This window comes from Streptococcus gallolyticus subsp. gallolyticus DSM 16831 (assembly GCF_002000985.1).
Taxonomy (GTDB): domain Bacteria; phylum Bacillota; class Bacilli; order Lactobacillales; family Streptococcaceae; genus Streptococcus; species Streptococcus gallolyticus.
The window spans coordinates 1,990,303-2,006,900 of sequence record NZ_CP018822.1 but is presented as its reverse complement, the minus strand read 5'-3'; the positions used below and the strand labels follow the sequence as shown (position 1 = coordinate 2,006,900).

Sequence of the window (16,598 nt, the reverse complement as noted above, 5' to 3'; positions counted from 1 at the left end):
AGAAAGGAAGTTACATGAACTATTTAGCTCAGATTGAAGCCCTCCTTTTTGTGGCAGGTGAAGAGGGATTGAGCTTGCGACATTTGGCTAGTATGGTTAATTTAACACCGACAGCTCTCCAACAACAATTGGAAAAATTAGCCCAAAAATATGAAACAGATGAGACATCAAGTCTCTGTCTGATTGAAACCGCAGGTAATTATAAAATTGTAACGAAGGAAATCTTTGCTGACTTACTACGAGAGTTTGCTAAGGCACCTGTCAACCAAAGTTTATCACGTGCGAGTTTAGAAGTTCTATCTATTATTGCTTATAAGCAACCTATTACACGTATTGAAGTTGATGATATTCGTGGGGTGAATTCAAGCAGCGCTATTAGCAAACTAATGGCTTTGGGACTGATTACAGAAGCAGGGAAAAAAGAAGTCATTGGTCGTCCAAATCTATATGCGACAACTGATTATTTCTTAGATTTCATGGGCATTAACGACTTGAGTGAATTAATCGACGTTTCCAATATTGAGTTGGTCGATGAGGAAATGACCCTTTTTGATAATTCTGGCTTGCCTGAAGAAGGTTAGACAGTCGCTAAAAATAACGAAATACTGTAAAATAACAATAAAATCAATTGGTATTTTATAGCATGTAGTAAAGGAAAGAGAATGAGAATTAATAAATATATTGCCCATGCGGGAGTTGCTAGTCGTCGAAAAGCTGAGGAGCTTATCAAAAAAGGCTTGGTAACGATTAATGGTAAGGTGGTTACAGAACTAGCAACAACGGTCAAATCTGGCGATGTTGTTGAGGTTGAGGGCTCACCGATTTATAATGAGGAAAAGGTTTATTACCTTCTTAATAAGCCTCGTGGTGTCATTTCAAGTGTTTCAGATGAAAAAGGTCGTAAAACAGTTGTTGATTTGCTGCCAAATGTTACCGAACGCATTTATCCTGTTGGACGTTTGGACTGGGATACAACTGGGCTTTTGATTTTGACTAATGATGGCGATTTTACAGATGAAATGATTCACCCACGTAATGAAATTGACAAAGTCTATTTGGCGCGTGTTAAAGGCATTGCAACGAAGGAAAACTTGCGCCCATTGACACGTGGTGTGGTGATTGATGGTAAAAAGACAAAACCAGCACGCTACAATATTGTCAAAGTTGACCCTGAAAAAAATCGTTCAGTCGTTGAGTTAACTATCCACGAAGGACGCAATCACCAAGTCAAGAAAATGTTTGAATCTGTTGGACTTTTGGTGGATAAATTGTCTCGTACACAGTTTGGAACGCTTGATTTGGCAGGACTTCGTCCAGGCGAATCACGTCGTCTCAACAAAAAGGAAATCAGTCAATTGCATAATCTGGCTGTCAATAAACAAAAATGATGAAAAAAAGTCTTATTGCTCTTGTGAAATGGTATCAAAAACGGATTTCACCCATGTCACCGCCGTCATGTCGCTATCGCCCAACGTGTTCTAATTACATGATTGGCGCGATTGAAAAGCATGGTTTAAAAGGTATTTTAATGGGAATTGCACGTATTCTACGTTGTCATCCATTTGTGACAGGTGGCGATGACCCAGTTCCAGACTATTTTACGCTTCGACGCAATAAAGATTTTCGCACAAAGAAAGAGGAAGGCTAAAGCTTTCCTCTTTTCGTTATTTAATATTTTGACCAAGTTCTTGGAATGAAGAGTAGTAACATTGGGTAAATTTCCAAACGCCCGGCAATCATAGCAAAAGACATGATTAATTTTGAAAATGGGCTAAAGATAGCAAATGTGTCACTAGTACCAAGCATTGGTCCGATATTATTGAAGGTTGAAGCAGCAGCGCTGACAACGACCATAAAGTTATTACTATCTAACGATAAGATTAAAATGAGTCCAACCAACAGTGTGATGTAGAGTGAAAAATACTTCAAGACACCACGTTGCGTTTCTTTGTCAAGTGGTTGATGATTGACATGGAGAGTCATAATGCGATTAGGGTAAAGCGTTGATAAAACTTGATTTCTTGAGATTTTGGTTAAAATCAATGCTCGCATAACTTTGAGCCCACCAGCTGTAGAACCAGCCGACCCACCGATAACCATCAGAATGAGCAAGATAACTTGAGAAAAGAGCGGCCAGACGGTTAAATCAGTAATTCCGAATCCTGTTGTCGTAATTACATTAGCAACTTCAAATAGTGCATTTTCCAATCCTTTACCAGCACTTGCATATAGCCCACCAACATTGAGCCAAATAAGCGCCGTAGCAATGACAATGATGCCGATATATGTTCTTAGTTCTTCATCTTTAAAGAATGCTTTGAATTTACGAAGGAGTAGGAAATAATACAAGTTGAAGTTGATTCCGAAAAGAAGAACAGCAACAGAGACAATATTGGTAATGAGTGAGCTGTTATAGTGAGCAATCGAATCATTATAAACAGCGAAGCCACCAGTACCTGCACAGCCCATGGCTGTAACGATACTATCATATATTGGCATGCCGGCTATTTTTAAAATAATAGCAAGTACAACGAACATTGTCAGGTAAATAATGTATAAAATCTGTGCCGTTTCTTTTAATTTGGAAACCACTTTACCAAAAACAGGTCCAGGGACTTCAGCTCGCATGACTTCGAGGTGGCTATTTTTACTATTTTCCATAATGGCTAGCGCGAAAACAAGCACTCCCATACCACCGATTAAGTGGGCGAAACTTCGCCAAAAAAGAAGTGAGTGCGTTAAGACGCTGACATCAGGTAAAATGGTTGCTCCCGTTGTTGTAAATCCTGAGCTCATTTCAAAGAAGGCATCGATGATGCTTGGAATTTGCCCAGATAAGACAAAAGGCAGTGCTCCGAAGAAAGACCAGAGTATCCAACAAAGAGCGACAATCAATAACCCTTCCTTGGTATAAATGTGGTAATTTTTAGGCTTGAAAGCAGAACCCAGCAAACCAAGAATAAGAAGGATACCAATTGTAATGCCAATACTGTTGAGCACACGCAATGGCTCACTATAAATAATGGCGACCAACATTGGTACAAGTAGAAGCGCCGCTTCAATTAAGAGTAATTTTGAAAGGAGGTAACGAACCATACTTCTATTCATAACTTACCTCGCTAACAAATCATAAATGCGTGTGATGTTTTTCAAGAAGGTAACAACGACAATTTTATCACCAACTTGTAGAACATCTTCACCTGTAGGATAGATTGTTTTTCCTTTGCGGATGATGGCAGCAATCAAAATATTATCTCTGAATTTCAATGACGATAGGCTCTTACCAGCCATTTTATTGGATTCACGAATTTCAAATTGCAAGGATTCAATGCGTCCGTTGGCAATGTGGTGCATGGCATCAAGGTTTGAATCTTGTGCATTAACACGTCCGCGAATGAAGTGCATCATGGTATCAACAGCGATACTTTTTGGTGTGACAATACTTGAGAATTGACTGGTATCAATAATCTCAAGCAAACTTGTACGGTTGACTTTGGTAATATTTTTTTGCACTCCCAAGGTCTCAAGGAACATTGAAGTGATAATATTTTCTTCGTCAACCCCTGTCAAGGTAGCAACAGCATCAAAGTTTTCAACGCTTTCTTCCAATAACACACTTTTGGCAGTACCATCACCTTGAACAACATGGACATCAGGAAACTCTTGGCTAAACAGTTCAGCACGTTCCTGATTGTTTTCAATCACTTTAAGATTGATTCTTGTATGTTTTAAGATGTTGAGGAGATAGTATGCGATTCGTCCTGCGCCGATAATCATCAGATTTTTAATGATTTTGGTTTTGACAAAGTTGTGGAAGAGAATCATTTCCACACGATTTCCTGTGACAAAAATCTTATCTCCCGTTTTGAGAACGGCATCACCATCTGGAATAATCAGCTTACCTTGGCGTTCAATGGCACAGATGACAATATTGCCAAATTTCTTTCGGAATTGGCTAAGTGTCATTTGACAAAGCTTACTGCCGTCAGCAATCATAAATTCCATTAACATGACGCGACCGTTGACAAAGTGTTCTACGGAAAGTGCATTTGGAAAATCAACTGAGTTGGCAATGTAGCGAGCTGTTAGCAACTCTGGATTGACAACAAGTGAAAAACCAAGAAAGTCTTTATCTTTAAAATAGGCGTTAGAGTATTCTGGATTGCGCACACGAACAACGGTTTCTTTAGCTCCCATTTTTTTAGCCAAAACAGCTGAAATCATATTGACTTCATCTTTGGCAGTTAGGGCGATAAAGATATCACAGTTGCTAACATCTGCTTGTTCGAGAATTTTAAAATTGGCTCCGTTACCAACAATCCCCATAATATCTTGACGTTTGGTGATGTTTTTTAAAACGGATTCTTTCTCTTCAATTAAGACAACATCGTGTTTTTCTTCAACAAGAGAGCGACAAAGTGCGGTACCAACCTTACCTCCGCCGACAACAATTATTTTCATTCTTACCTCCGAAATGTATCACCCCTATAATACTCTTTTTTTTCTAAAAATACTAGCTATTTAATCATTTGTAAGCCCTTTCTTTATAGAGCTGTTTTCCTATTTAAAAAGAATGGTTGAGATAGATTCTGTATTTTTGAAAAATTTACAGAAGGTAACATTGATTGTTAAAATTATATAACATTTTTACAAAATACTTGCTAAATGAGAAGGGGAGAATTATAATAAATCGTTATCTAATTTTAGGGAGAATTTCAATGCTTGAAAAGTTAAGAAATGTTTTTATCGGTAATCCATTAAAATCAGCTGGCGAGTCTGATGAAGAACATTTATTGTCTAAATCACAAGCGTTAGCGATGTTATCGAGCGATGCTCTTTCATCTATTGCCTATGGACCAGAACAAGTTATCTTAGTTTTAACAACGATTTCTGCGGCAGCTATTTGGTGGTCTCTACCGATTGGATTATTGGTTTTGGTATTGTTAGCTAGTTTGACAATTTCTTACCAACAAGTTATTCACGCCTATCCAAAAGGTGGCGGAGCATATATGGTTTCAACTGAAAATCTATCGCCAAGTATGGGATTGATAGCTGGTGGTAGTCTTTTGGTTGATTACATGTTGACGGTAGCAGTATCCGTATCATCTGGTGCTGATGCGATTACATCAGCTTTTCCTGCTATTAAAGAATTTAATCTGGAAATTTCCATTGTATTGGTTTTGATTTTGATGTTTATGAATTTGCGTGGTTTGCGTGAATCAGCGACATCTCTGATGATTCCAGTTTACCTTTTCATTGTTAGTATCCTTTTTTTAATTGGTTATGGTGGCATTCAAATTGCAACGGGGCACCTTGCTTATAGTGCAACAGCACATGTTGGTAAAGTTGTTCCTGGAGTATCTTTGATTCTTTTACTAAGGGCTTTCACAAGCGGTTCGGCTTCCCTTACTGGTGTTGAAGCTATTTCAAATGCGGTGCCATTTTTCAAAAAGCCTAAGGAAAAAAATGCTGCTGGCACGCTTGCTATCATGTCAATCATTTTAGGTGTCATGTTTGCAGGCATCACTTTCTTGAACTATTGGTTGGGCATTATGCCGTCAGCACATGTGACTGTCTTGGCGCAAATTGCTCAAAAAATCTTTGGCGATTCAGCAATCGGAAATGCGCTTTTCTATATTTTCCAATTGTCAACAGCTCTTATCTTAGCTGTGGCAGCCAATACTGGCTTTTCAGCCTTTCCAATGTTGTCTTTCAACATGGCTAAAAATAAATACATGCCACACCTTTTCATGGAAAAAGGAGCTCGTTTAGGCTATTCTAACGGGATTATTACCTTGGCAGTTGGAGCAATTGTTTTGCTTTGTATTTTCAATGGTTCAACAGAACGCCTTATCCCACTTTATACAATTGGTGTTTTCATTCCATTTGCGCTTTCACAAACTGGTATGGTCATTCACTGGAAACGCAAATTTGGCAAAGGGTATTTGAAACATTCAGTTGCTAATATTTTAGGAGCAATCATTTGTTATCTGATTATCTTGATTTTATTGATTTTTAGAATCGGTGAAATCTGGCCATTCTTCCCAATTATCGTGGTCTTGATGATACTATTTTATTCAATTAAGAGCCATTATAATAATGTTGCCATGCAGTTGCGTTTAACAGATGATGTCAAAAATATTCATTACGATGGCAATACGGTTTTGATTTTGGTTGGGAATATCACACAAGCAAGTATTCGTGCCATTAATTATGCCAAAAGTATTGGTCAAACCGTTGTTGCTATGCACGTCTCAACGTTAGAAACCCGTGAAAAAGATTTGGAAATTGAACAAGAATTCAAGACCTATTTCCCAGACGTAACGTTTGTTAATATCGAATCAAACTACCGTGATATTGTGAAACCAACAATGTCATTTGTTCAAAAAATGAATCAGGAAGCCAAGAAAAACAACCACACCATGACAGTGATTATTCCAAAATTCATTCCAAAACACAGTTGGCAAAATGTTCTTCACAACCAAATGAGCTTGCGCTTACGTGCTCGCCTACGCTGGTATGAAGATATTATCATCGCAACTTATTCCTATCATTTGAAAAAATAAATGCATAAAGCCCTGAATTTCAGGGCTTTTTTATGTTAAATGATTAATCAGTCTTGATACCTAAATAGGTTTTTATTTTATTTTCAAGAAAATTGATATGTTGGTTAATTTCGGACTGTTGACTGTGTAGTTCATCAAGTTGTAAAAATAAGAGTTCTAGTCGTTTAGGAATAGTAGAGTCACCTTGGTATCTTAACTTCGCATATTCTTGCATATTTTTTATTGACATCCCCGTTTTTTTAGTCTGATAATAAATTGAGTCCATGCGATATCAGATTCTTTATAATATCTCCGATTATTTTTTTCTCTATGAGAGTAAATAAGTTTTTCTTGTTCGTAGTAACGAAGTGTAGATATAGGCAACCCTGTCTTTTTAGCGAATTCTCCAATAGAATAGTGAGTCATATATTTCTCCTTTTCTGGTATTTTTGATTATTCTACCACATTAATAAAAAAATATTATTCATCCTTGACATAAAGTTAACTTTACTATGTAAAATACTTTACATCAAAGAGATTTGATTCAATCTGAGCGTAAGGTGGTGAAGCTATGACATAAAAACTATCAATGATATTTAGTAAAAAAGTACAGAGAGGATAAAAATAATGGAAATTCTAAAAGATTATACTTGCATTACTGGTGCAAGTTCTGGTATTGGAGCAGAAACAGCAAAACAATTTGCAAAGCTGGGAAGTAACCTTATCTTAGTTGCTAGACGTCAAGAAAAATTAGAAGAATTACGCGAGACTATTTTGTCACATTTTCCAGAATTAGATGTGATTATTAAGGTTGTTGATCTTTCTAAAAGTTATAATGTTTTTAAACTTTACGAAGATTTAAAATCGTATCACATAAAAACGTGGATAAATAATGCTGGCTTTGGGAACTATGATAGTGTAGAACATCAAAATCTAAAAAAAGTTTTAGAAATGTTACACTTAAATATTGAGGCATTGACAATACTATCTAGCTTATATGTAAGGGATTATAAGAACTGTGAAGGTGCTCAACTTATTAATGTTTCTTCTAGAGGTGGTTATATGATGGTACCTGATGCAGTTACTTATTGTGCTAGTAAGTTTTATGTTAGCTCATTTACAGAAGGCTTAGCGCTAGAATTAAGAGAAAATCGCAATTTATTGAGAGCAAAAGTTCTAGCACCAGCAGCAACAAAAACGGAGTTTGGACAAATTGCTACTGATTCTGATAAGTATGATTATGACGAAGCATTTTCTAAATATCATACAAGTGAAGAAATGGCACAATTTCTGATTAAACTATATCAAAGCAATCAAACAGTTGGTTTAGTGGATGTTAAGACTTTTGAATTTCATCTTAGTGAACCACTATTTAATCACTAATTATCAGATATAGATAACGATAGGCTTTGTCCTGAAATCCAACCTAATTTCAAAGTTGGAAAGCAAATATCGGTTAACAGAAAATAATGTTATATTTCGCTGAAGCGTCTGTGAAAATGGGCGTTTCATATTTTTTGAAAAAAATTGAAATGAAAAGTATTGAAACCGTTATTTTTAGGAAAAGAATCAAAAATTCTTGAAAAAACACGCAAAAACATCACAAAATCATGTCAAATGCGTTGACTTTAGTTATTAAAGTGTTATAATAAATATCAAGAATTCGTTAGTTTAAATCAAACCTGTTATGATTTAAGTTAATGAATCGCCGCCAACCACATTGTTTGCTGAGCTTGACTCCGAGCAGTGTGGTTTATTTTTATGTCGAAATGAAAGGGTAAGTTATGAATATTGAAGAGCTTGACTATCACGAAGAACCGAATAAAGCGATGAATCATATTGTTCTTTTTCAACCACAAATTCCACAAAATACAGGAAATATTGCCAGAACTTGCGCTGCGACAAACGCTCCTTTGCACATTATTCGTCCAATGGGATTCCCAATTGATGACCGTAAAATGAAACGCGCGGGGTTGGATTATTGGGACAAACTTGATGTGACATTTTATGATAGTTTGGATGAATTTATGGAAAAATGCGATGGTGAGGTTCATTTGATTAGTAAATTTGCCAACAAAGTGTATTCTGATGAAAATTATAACGACGGGAAGCACCATTATTTCCTTTTTGGGCGTGAAGATAAAGGTTTGCCAGAAGAATTTATGCGAGCTAATCCTGAAAAAGCTCTTCGCATTCCGATGAATGATGAACACGTTCGTAGCCTAAACTTATCAAATACTGTTTGTATGATTGTTTATGAAGCTCTTCGTCAGCAAGCTTTTCCGAATTTAGAATTAAGTCATACTTACGCACACGATAAATTAAAATAAATCATATGAAAGCAGTCAAAATGGCTGTTTTTTTGATAATAGCAAGGTTTTTGTGCGAAAAATATTGCACGAATGCTGTTTTTTTGCTATTCTAGAATTGTCTTCAGGGCAGGGTGTAATTCCCGACCGGCGGTGTTGCCTCTCGTTGTCTGCCTTTTGCTTTTATTCGTCATTGACTTCCCTTGCCTAAGGTCAGTTGTGTCTGCGGGTTGTCACCTAGACTAAAAGCAAAAGATTAAACAACTTAATTAGTTTAGAAAACGAACGAGAGTGATTTAAAGTCCGCGAGCTGCAGGGCAGCTGATCTGGTGCGATTCCAGAACCGACAGTATAGTCTGGATGGGAGAAGACCAAGAGTTTGGCTATGCTGTTTTTGTTATGCTACCACATACTCGAACGCCTTCTTTCAATTTGAGAAAATTGGAGGAACTTTTTTATGCCTGAAACAATGACTAATACGCGTAAAATCGCTCATATTGCGATTTTATCAACACTTTCTTTTTTGCTGATGTATCTTCAGTTTCCACTGATTCCGTCAGCTAGTTTTTTACAGTTTGATTTTTCAGTTTTGCCTGTTTTAGTTGGGCTTGTGATGTTTGATTTGAAGAGTGCTTTGGGAATTTTAATTCTTCGTACTCTGCTAAAGCTTTTGCTAAATAACGGTGGTATTTCAACGATTATTGGTTTGCCAATGAATGTCGTTGCTCTAGGTGTTTTTGTAGTAGCGCTAGCTATTCTTTGGAACCAAAAACCAAGCTTGAAAAATTACCTACTGGCATCAGTCGTGGGAACGCTTGGCTTAACCGTGGCAATGTTTGTGCTTAATTATGTTTACGCTGTGCCACTTTATGCCAAATTTGCGAATTTTGATATTTCTGCTATTTTAGGTTTGGGAAACTATCTCTTTGCCATGGTCATTCCATTTAACCTAATTGAAGGGATTATCTTTTCGGTGACATTCTTTATTTTATATAGTTGCCTTAAACCAATTTTAAAAATAGATTAAGTTGAAAAAGGCTGAGACAAAAGTACTCAGCTTCTTTATTTATATAGTTATTATTTACAAGGCGCAGTAGTTTGGAGAAACTCTGTTGACTTTAGTCAACTTAGAGTTTCCCATGCACAATTGATTAGGCACTTCAGTGCCAATCAATCACTGCTGAGTGGGTTCTAATGCGCTGAGAAATCAGCTTTTACAACCCATTTGACATCAAGCTGCGCTTGACTTCATTTCCCACCTCGAAAGATTCCCCAAACCTTTTGAGCCATGCGGGGGTGGGTTATAAAGGTTCGGGGAACCTTTATAATCGGGAAATAAAACTTACGAAGTAAGTGTCAAAAACAGTTCAGTGAACTGTTTTAGGTCAGCAACAAGAAATTAAGACTTGCTGAGAAATCAAGTTTCTACGAAACTACCGATTCGCTTTTTAATTTCTAGGCTCATGAATAAAATCTCCACTGGAGATTTTATTTGTCCCACTCCCTTGCTTTACGCTTAAAAATGGTATAGTTTAAGTGAGTTTTAATTGAAGTGAGGAAAAATAGATGTGGGTTTTATTTGCGATTTTATCGGCGGTATTTGCTGCGTTAACGTCTATCTTAGCTAAAATTGGGATAAGTGGTGTCAATTCAAATTTAGCGACAGCTATCAGAACAGTTGTCGTGGTTTTTATGGCTTGGGGAATAGTCTTCATCACAAATGCTCAGAGTGGTATTGGTGATATTAGCCGAAAAAGTTGGTTGTTTTTGATATTGTCTGGGCTTGCTACTGGTGCTTCTTGGTTATTTTATTATCGTGCTTTGCAAATGGGCGACGCTTCAAAAGTAGCTTCGATAGATAAATTAAGTGTTGTCATCACCTTGATTTTAGCTTTCATTTTTCTAAATGAGCAGCTAACTTTAAAGTCAATGCTTGGGTGTTTGCTGATTGTGGTTGGAAGCCTTTTGATGATTTTGTAAACTGTTTAGAATGATAAATTCCTACAATTTTGCCACAGATTTTTCGAGGATTTATCTGGGATTTGAAAACTAACTAAGGTATAATAGACTTATGACATTTTGATAGAAAAGGTATTGTAATATGAAACATAAACAAAATTATCTTGTAGGAGCTTCATTTTTTCTTGTCATTTTTATGATGTTAGGCTATTTGGTTAAATTCTTTCCTGAGACTTTGGCTGGAATTGACTCAAGCATTCAAACAAGTGTTCGTGGCGATCTTCCTGCCAATGCAACAGCTTTCTTTAAAATCGTAACGAATTTTGGACATGAAGTTTTTATCTTTGTTTATGTCTTTGCCATTGCTTTTGTATTTTATTTCTGGAAAAAGTGGAAAGCAGAAGCTATTTTGCTAGCTGGGAATTTAGTGTTAATGGGCATTTTTTCAACAGGTTTTAAATACCTTTATAATCGTCCGCGTCCAAGTATTCAGTACCTCATTCCAAAGCCAATGGGACCGTCATTTCCGAGTTGGCATGCTGCGGCGACCATGGTTGTTGCTTTGAGCTTGGTTGTGATTATGGAACAACACTTAACCAAGACGACACTCAAACGTTGCTTACAAGTTTTAGTTGTGGTTATCGCTTTGACAACAGCACTTTCAAGAATTTATTTAGGGGTTCATTATCCGTCTGACATTTTAGGAGGTTGGTTACTAGCATTTGCTATCGCAGCCGCAACCTATCCATTTTATGATAAAAAACGCTTTGAATGGCGTTTCCAAGGAAAACAAGAGTGAGATAAATTAGAATGAGATAACAAATGAGCTGGGGTCATCCCAGCTTTTTTATAGCTAAGAATACGCTTACGACAAGTGATAAGAGTTTGTTTGTTTTGGGGAAAGTGTTATAATATAAGCTATGAAAAAGCGTTATAATACTTTAAATGATTATTATCGTCAGATTTTTGGGGAGAAGATTTTTAAAGTTCCTATCGATGCGGGCTTTGATTGTCCAAATCGAGATGGTACGGTCGCACATGGTGGCTGTACATTTTGTACCGTATCTGGTTCAGGAGATGCGATTGTTGCTCCTGACGCACCGATTCGTGACCAATTTTACAAGGAAATTGATTTCATGCACCGCAAATGGCCAGATGTTAAGAAATATTTGGTTTATTTTCAAAATTTCACAAATACGCATGATACCGTAGATGTCATTCGTGAGCGTTATGAGCAAGCCATTAATGAACCTGGGGTGGTTGGTATCAATATTGGGACGCGTCCAGATTGCTTGCCAGATGAGACGATTGCTTATATTGCTGAGCTTTCTGATCGTATGCACGTAACGGTTGAACTTGGTTTGCAAACAACTTATGATGAAACATCCAAAATCATTAATCGCGCGCATACTTATGACCTTTACGTTGAAACGGTTAAACGCCTGCGTCAGTTAGCGCCGAAAGTTGAGATTGTTTCACATTTGATTAATGGTCTGCCTGGCGAAACGCATGACATGATGATTGAAAATGTCAGACGTTGTGTGACAGATAATGAAATTGACGGGATTAAGCTTCATTTATTGCATTTGATGACAAGTACGAAAATGCAACGTGATTACCATGAAGGGCGTTTAAAATTGCTGGGTATGGAAGAATATGTTAATATCATCTGTGACCAACTGGAGATTATTCCCAAAAATATCATTATTCATCGTATTACAGGTGACGCTCCGCGCGATATGCTCATTGGTCCAATGTGGAGTCTTAAAAAATGGGAAGTCTTAAATGCCATTGATCAAGAAATGGACCGCCGTGGTTCTTATCAAGGGTGTAAGCTAGAAAATAAGGAGGTCGTGTTATGATAAAACGTCCTTTGCATTTATCTCATGATTTTTTAGCTGAAGTTTTGGATGAACAAGCTATTGCAGTTGATGCGACCATGGGAAATGGCAATGACACAGCTTTTCTTGCCCAGCATGCTAAAGAAGTTTATGCTTTTGATGTGCAAGAACAAGCTTTGCAAAGCACGAAAGAACGTTTAGAAAAACAAGAAATTCACAACGCTCATTTAATTTTGGATGGGCATCAACATATTGACCATTATGTGAATCAACCAATTCGCGTAGCTATTTTCAATCTAGGGTATTTGCCAAGTGCTGATAAAACGGTTATCACTAAACCTGACACAACCTTGATTGCTGTGGAGAAAATTTTAAAAAAGCTTGAGGTTGGTGGTCGCTTAGCTATCATGATTTACTATGGACATGAGGGCGGCGACATGGAAAAAGATGCTGTGCTAGAATATGTCAATCAGCTAGACCAAAGGCTTTTTACTGCCATGCTGTATCAACCTTTAAACCAAATTAATCAACCACCATTTTTAGTGATGATTGAAAAATTAAAACAGTCGAAAGAGAGTTAAGCATTATGCAAACCGTAACGGTTCGTGAAAAATTACATCAAATGCATCAAAAATATTTAGATGACGCAAACACTAAACCGTGTGCCAAGTTGTCAGAAGAAGATGCAGAGAAAATCTTGACAATTAAGAAAAAGTTAGCCAGTCTTGAAAAAGAACGTTGCGTACGACTTCGTGATCGTAAAGATGTTACGGCTATTGATCAAAAAATTGCCAAGCAAAAAGAACGTTTTACTGTTTATTGCCGCCAAAAACAACGATAAGGAGTGATGGTTTATCGAGAGTTCTATCCTTGTTATAGCATTTTTATTAATGCTCATTGTTTCCAACGTCATTAATCGTCTTTATCCTAAATTGCCTTTACCTTTTATCCAAATTGTTTTGGGAATTTTGGTGGGTGTTTTAGCAAAAGAGACGACACTCACTTTAAATTCAGAGCTATTTCTGGCTTTGGTAATTGCACCGCTTAATTTTAGAGAGGGGCAAGAAAGTGATGTGACGACCTTTGTCAAATACAAGTCGATTGTGGCTTATCTGATTTTGCCAACTGTTTTGATAACAATGCTGACAGTTGGTTATGTGACTGGTAAGTTATTGCCTGTTGATGTCCCCTTGGCTGCTAGTTTTGCCTTGGGAGCAGCGCTTGCTCCGACAGATGCCGTTGCGTTTTTATCAATTGCAAAACGGTTTAAATTTCCAAAGCGCGTCGAATCCATTTTGACAATAGAAGGGCTTTGGAATGATGCCAGCGGTTTGATTTCTTTCCAATTTGCTGTGACGGCTTTGACCACTGGAGCCTTTTCTTTGCTTACTGCGAGCTTTAGTCTGTTTTGGGCAATTATTGGTGGAATGTTGGTCGGGCTATTTTTTGCCTTGTTAAATCGAGGCGTCATGGCTTTTCTTGAAAAAATTGACGTCGCTGATGTGACAGGGGCTCTCTTATTGGAATTATCATTGCCGATTGTGTCATACTTTGTTGCCAGTCTTTTTGGCGTATCAGGTATCATTGCTGTCGTGATTGCTGGATTATCACAAGCCAGTCGTTTCAAACGAATTCGCTTATTTGATGCTGAGGTGGACCGTGTCAGCCAGATTATTTGGGAGACGGTCAGCTTCATCTTGAATGGCTTTGTCTTTATCGTTTTTGGCTATGAATTGACACGTATCGTTGAGCCTGCTTTGACCAATCCTTTGGTTAATAATTATCGTCTTGTGGCGATTGTGTTAATCGTGACAGCTTTGCTCTTTTTAGTTCGATTTGTCATGGTTGGGTTTTATTATATTCTCCATTATCGTAAAGGAAAACGTTCAAGTAAATCACTATTGAGAGAGGTTTTGCTGTTAACTTTTTCTGGTGTAAAAGGGACGGTATCAATCGCGACAATTTTGCTATTGCCACAGTTTGAAAGTTACGCTTATAGCTTGATTTTATTTACCGTAGCAGCGGTGACCTTGCTAAGTTTTCTAATTGGAGTATTTGTTTTACCAAACTTGGCACAAAGCTCTGATGATACTGATACCACCGATTATGTCACTCAAATTGCCATTTTAAATGAAGTGGTTAAGACATTGGAGCAAGATTTAAAAGAAGTCGAGGACAAAGGTCCACTTTATGCAGCCATTGATAATTACAATGGGCGTATTGAGCACTTGATTTTGGAACAAGAGCCGACTATTGTTAAAAAAGAATTGGCTTACTTGCGCTTGATGATTCTTGGAATTGAAAGCGATGGTTTAGAGCATGCTTTTTCAGAAGGCAAAATAGAATTAGTTGAATACCGTTTGTATCAACGTTACTTGCAAAATTTGGAACGTCAGATTAATCGCGGTTTTATTTCAACGTTTAGTTATTTCTTCACGATTAGCATGCGAGTGATTCGTCGCTTAGTTCGTGAAAGCTTCAGTTTTTGGCCAACTATCCGTCACTTTCTTTCTGGAAAATCACGCGAAATCAAATTGACAGAAGATAACCGTGACCGCTTGACAGAACTTTATTTAAGCAATACGGAGCTGGTGTTAGAAGGGTTACAAGATTTGGAAGGCATTTATAATTCTGAGCTGATTGGCTTTCTTCAAAGGTCACGCCTACAAGAAGCTAATATCATTGAATCGGGCGTCTTTGTTGAACGTGTCATTGCTCATATGAAACCTGATAATATTGATGAAATGTTGCGAGGGTATTATCTTGAGCGCAAAGTGATTGCCGAATATGAAATGCGTGGTGACATCACATCAAGCTATGCAACCTTCCTACGCCGCAATGTCAATAAACTCGAAAGTTATTCGTTAAAAGATGATTACGGAACACTACCATATAATTACTTTATTATAAAATGACCCCTAGAACGAAAATGTCCTAGGGGTTTTACTGTTATGATTTAAATTCAGGTTTGATGTAAATGCGTTCGTCGCCTAGTGGGATGATTGAGACGGTTTGGTCATAGAAATCGGTTAAAATGTCCTTAGTTAAAACATCATTTTTAAGACCTTGGGCAATGATTTCTCCTTTTTTCAGCAACAAGACATGAGTCATTGATTGTGTGATTTCTTCGGCATGGTGTGTTACGTAGAGAATTGTTGGAGCATTAGGAAGGCTTGTGATTTGCTCAATTTGTGTCAGTAGTTTTTCACGCGCAAACAAATCAAGCCCACTTGTAGCCTCATCTAAAATTAAAATTTCAGGATTTTCCATTAAACTACGTGCGATAAGGAGCAGTTGTTTTTCACCTTGTGACAGACTAGCATAAATACGTCCAAGCAGATGTTCGCCACCAATTGAAATCAGCATTTGTCGTGCTTCATCAAGTTCTTTTTTACCGTATTCTTTGTAAAGAATGCTTGATTTGTATTTCCCAGTCAAAACGATTTTTTCGGCAAGCATATTGGCTGGAAGTCGCTCAGCAATAAATGAGCCAACGATACCAATTTTGGTACGAATATCGCTAATATCAGTACCACCAAATGGTGTTCCTAAGACTTCCACCTCACCGTCTGTTTTCCAATATTCAGCCATGATAAGCTTTAAAAGCGTTGTCTTACCAGAACCGTTAAGCCCTAAAATAGCCCAATGTTCCCCTTTGTTAACTTCCCAGTTAAGATTTTTTAATAATAATTTATGTTGACGTTCTAAGCTGACATTTTTAAGTTTTACTTGTAACATCTGGAGACCCCCATGTGTTTTTAATAGTTATTATATCATTTTTCTGAAAATTTTGATATTTTAGTTTAGCATTGTAAAATATGGTTGATAAGGCTGTTTGTCTATTACATAAAATCAAAAATATGCTATAATGTAGTCACTATACTATTTTGTCGTGGAGAATAAAATCTTACCATAATAGATATTTTAAGAATAGGAGTAGAATT

General features: G+C 37.1%; 16 protein-coding genes and 1 pseudogene. 13 read left to right on the top strand and 4 right to left on the bottom strand.

Features of this window, described 5'->3' with window-relative positions; all coding sequences use genetic code 11:
• The first annotated feature begins 14 nt into the window (after window positions 1–14).
• From scpB to yidD, 3 genes are all read left to right on the top strand, one after another.
• Window positions 15–581, top strand: a complete 567-nt coding sequence (gene scpB / locus BTR42_RS09945) for an SMC-Scp complex subunit ScpB (protein ID WP_009854796.1) — start codon at window positions 15–17, stop codon at window positions 579–581.
• An 81-nt stretch (window positions 582–662) separates the two neighbouring features.
• A complete protein-coding gene (locus BTR42_RS09940) occupies window positions 663–1,388 on the top strand; it encodes a pseudouridine synthase (protein ID WP_009854795.1) in 726 nt (241 codons plus the stop codon).
• Entirely contained in the window at window positions 1,385–1,648 is a 264-nt protein-coding gene (gene yidD / locus BTR42_RS09935; RefSeq protein ID WP_077497544.1) for a membrane protein insertion efficiency factor YidD, read from the top strand. Before BTR42_RS09940 ends, yidD begins: the two co-directional genes overlap by 4 nt.
• A 20-nt stretch (window positions 1,649–1,668) precedes the next feature.
• Here the strand turns inward: yidD and BTR42_RS09930 are convergent, their stop codons facing one another.
• Together BTR42_RS09930 and trkA are read right to left on the bottom strand one after the other, a co-directional pair.
• Entirely contained in the window at window positions 1,669–3,108 is a 1,440-nt protein-coding gene (locus BTR42_RS09930; protein ID WP_009854793.1) for a TrkH family potassium uptake protein, read from the bottom strand.
• 3 nt (window positions 3,109–3,111) lie between these two features.
• Complete coding sequence (gene trkA / locus BTR42_RS09925) at window positions 3,112–4,461, bottom strand: Trk system potassium transporter TrkA (RefSeq protein WP_009854792.1); 1,350 nt, start codon at window positions 4,459–4,461, stop codon at window positions 3,112–3,114.
• Window positions 4,462–4,718: 257 nt separating this feature from the next.
• Between trkA and BTR42_RS09920 the strand changes: the two genes are divergently transcribed.
• Window positions 4,719–6,566, top strand: coding sequence for an APC family permease (locus BTR42_RS09920; protein ID WP_013643353.1), 1,848 nt, complete (start codon window positions 4,719–4,721; stop codon window positions 6,564–6,566).
• A 43-nt stretch (window positions 6,567–6,609) separates the two neighbouring features.
• Here the strand turns inward: BTR42_RS09920 and BTR42_RS09915 are convergent.
• A pseudogene (locus BTR42_RS09915) lies at window positions 6,610–6,971 on the bottom strand (MerR family transcriptional regulator).
• A 201-nt stretch (window positions 6,972–7,172) separates the two neighbouring features.
• On the opposite strand from BTR42_RS09915, the gene BTR42_RS09910 reads away from it, so the two are divergent.
• The 9 genes from BTR42_RS09910 to BTR42_RS09870 all read left to right on the top strand — a co-directional run bounded on the left by BTR42_RS09910 (window position 7,173) and on the right by BTR42_RS09870 (window position 15,569).
• Window positions 7,173–7,928, top strand: coding sequence for an SDR family NAD(P)-dependent oxidoreductase (locus tag BTR42_RS09910; protein WP_077497541.1), 756 nt, complete (start codon window positions 7,173–7,175; stop codon window positions 7,926–7,928).
• A 401-nt stretch (window positions 7,929–8,329) separates the two neighbouring features.
• On the top strand, window positions 8,330–8,875 hold the full coding sequence (locus tag BTR42_RS09905) for a tRNA (cytidine(34)-2'-O)-methyltransferase (RefSeq protein WP_009854788.1): 546 nt from the start codon (window positions 8,330–8,332) through the stop codon (window positions 8,873–8,875).
• Window positions 8,876–9,311: 436 nt separating this feature from the next.
• Window positions 9,312–9,881 (top strand): ECF transporter S component, encoded by a 570-nt coding sequence (locus BTR42_RS09900; protein WP_009854787.1) that lies wholly within the window; start codon window positions 9,312–9,314, stop codon window positions 9,879–9,881.
• Window positions 9,882–10,420: 539 nt separating this feature from the next.
• A complete protein-coding gene (locus BTR42_RS09895) occupies window positions 10,421–10,834 on the top strand; it encodes an EamA family transporter (protein ID WP_061458358.1) in 414 nt (137 codons plus the stop codon).
• A gap of 121 nt (window positions 10,835–10,955) precedes the next feature.
• Window positions 10,956–11,612, top strand: coding sequence for a phosphatase PAP2 family protein (locus BTR42_RS09890; RefSeq protein ID WP_009854785.1), 657 nt, complete (start codon window positions 10,956–10,958; stop codon window positions 11,610–11,612).
• Between the two features lie 121 nt (window positions 11,613–11,733).
• Window positions 11,734–12,675, top strand: coding sequence for a tRNA modification radical SAM protein MnmL/YtqA (gene mnmL, locus BTR42_RS09885; protein ID WP_061458356.1), 942 nt, complete (start codon window positions 11,734–11,736; stop codon window positions 12,673–12,675).
• Window positions 12,672–13,235 carry a tRNA 5-(aminomethyl)-2-thiouridylate-methyltransferase MnmM gene (mnmM, locus tag BTR42_RS09880; RefSeq protein ID WP_077497539.1) on the top strand — a complete coding sequence of 188 codons (564 nt, stop codon included), beginning with the start codon at window positions 12,672–12,674 and terminating at the stop codon, window positions 13,233–13,235. Before mnmL ends, mnmM begins: the two co-directional genes overlap by 4 nt.
• A 5-nt stretch (window positions 13,236–13,240) precedes the next feature.
• Window positions 13,241–13,495, top strand: coding sequence for a hypothetical protein (locus tag BTR42_RS09875; protein WP_012962392.1), 255 nt, complete (start codon window positions 13,241–13,243; stop codon window positions 13,493–13,495).
• 49 nt (window positions 13,496–13,544) lie between these two features.
• Window positions 13,545–15,569 carry a cation:proton antiporter gene (locus BTR42_RS09870; protein ID WP_231873052.1) on the top strand — a complete coding sequence of 675 codons (2,025 nt, stop codon included), beginning with the start codon at window positions 13,545–13,547 and terminating at the stop codon, window positions 15,567–15,569.
• A gap of 34 nt (window positions 15,570–15,603) precedes the next feature.
• On the opposite strand, the gene BTR42_RS09865 is transcribed toward BTR42_RS09870, so the two are convergent.
• Window positions 15,604–16,392 (bottom strand): ABC transporter ATP-binding protein, encoded by a 789-nt coding sequence (locus tag BTR42_RS09865; protein WP_077497535.1) that lies wholly within the window; start codon window positions 16,390–16,392, stop codon window positions 15,604–15,606.
• Window positions 16,393–16,598 lie beyond the last annotated feature (206 nt).

Coding starts and splice junctions, on each gene's coding strand:
- BTR42_RS09900 (WP_009854787.1), top strand. CDS start 9,312: ATGCCTGAAACAATGACTAATACGCGTAAAATCGCTCATATTGCGATT.
- BTR42_RS09930 (WP_009854793.1), bottom strand. CDS start 3,108: ATGAATAGAAGTATGGTTCGTTACCTCCTTTCAAAATTACTCTTAATT.
- BTR42_RS09890 (WP_009854785.1), top strand. CDS start 10,956: ATGAAACATAAACAAAATTATCTTGTAGGAGCTTCATTTTTTCTTGTC.
- BTR42_RS09870 (WP_231873052.1), top strand. CDS start 13,545: ATGCTCATTGTTTCCAACGTCATTAATCGTCTTTATCCTAAATTGCCT.
- BTR42_RS09940 (WP_009854795.1), top strand. CDS start 663: ATGAGAATTAATAAATATATTGCCCATGCGGGAGTTGCTAGTCGTCGA.
- scpB (WP_009854796.1), top strand. CDS start 15: ATGAACTATTTAGCTCAGATTGAAGCCCTCCTTTTTGTGGCAGGTGAA.
- BTR42_RS09895 (WP_061458358.1), top strand. CDS start 10,421: ATGTGGGTTTTATTTGCGATTTTATCGGCGGTATTTGCTGCGTTAACG.
- trkA (WP_009854792.1), bottom strand. CDS start 4,461: ATGAAAATAATTGTTGTCGGCGGAGGTAAGGTTGGTACCGCACTTTGT.
- BTR42_RS09920 (WP_013643353.1), top strand. CDS start 4,719: ATGCTTGAAAAGTTAAGAAATGTTTTTATCGGTAATCCATTAAAATCA.
- BTR42_RS09905 (WP_009854788.1), top strand. CDS start 8,330: ATGAATATTGAAGAGCTTGACTATCACGAAGAACCGAATAAAGCGATG.
- mnmM (WP_077497539.1), top strand. CDS start 12,672: ATGATAAAACGTCCTTTGCATTTATCTCATGATTTTTTAGCTGAAGTT.
- yidD (WP_077497544.1), top strand. CDS start 1,385: ATGATGAAAAAAAGTCTTATTGCTCTTGTGAAATGGTATCAAAAACGG.
- BTR42_RS09875 (WP_012962392.1), top strand. CDS start 13,241: ATGCAAACCGTAACGGTTCGTGAAAAATTACATCAAATGCATCAAAAA.
- mnmL (WP_061458356.1), top strand. CDS start 11,734: ATGAAAAAGCGTTATAATACTTTAAATGATTATTATCGTCAGATTTTT.
- BTR42_RS09865 (WP_077497535.1), bottom strand. CDS start 16,392: ATGTTACAAGTAAAACTTAAAAATGTCAGCTTAGAACGTCAACATAAA.
- BTR42_RS09910 (WP_077497541.1), top strand. CDS start 7,173: ATGGAAATTCTAAAAGATTATACTTGCATTACTGGTGCAAGTTCTGGT.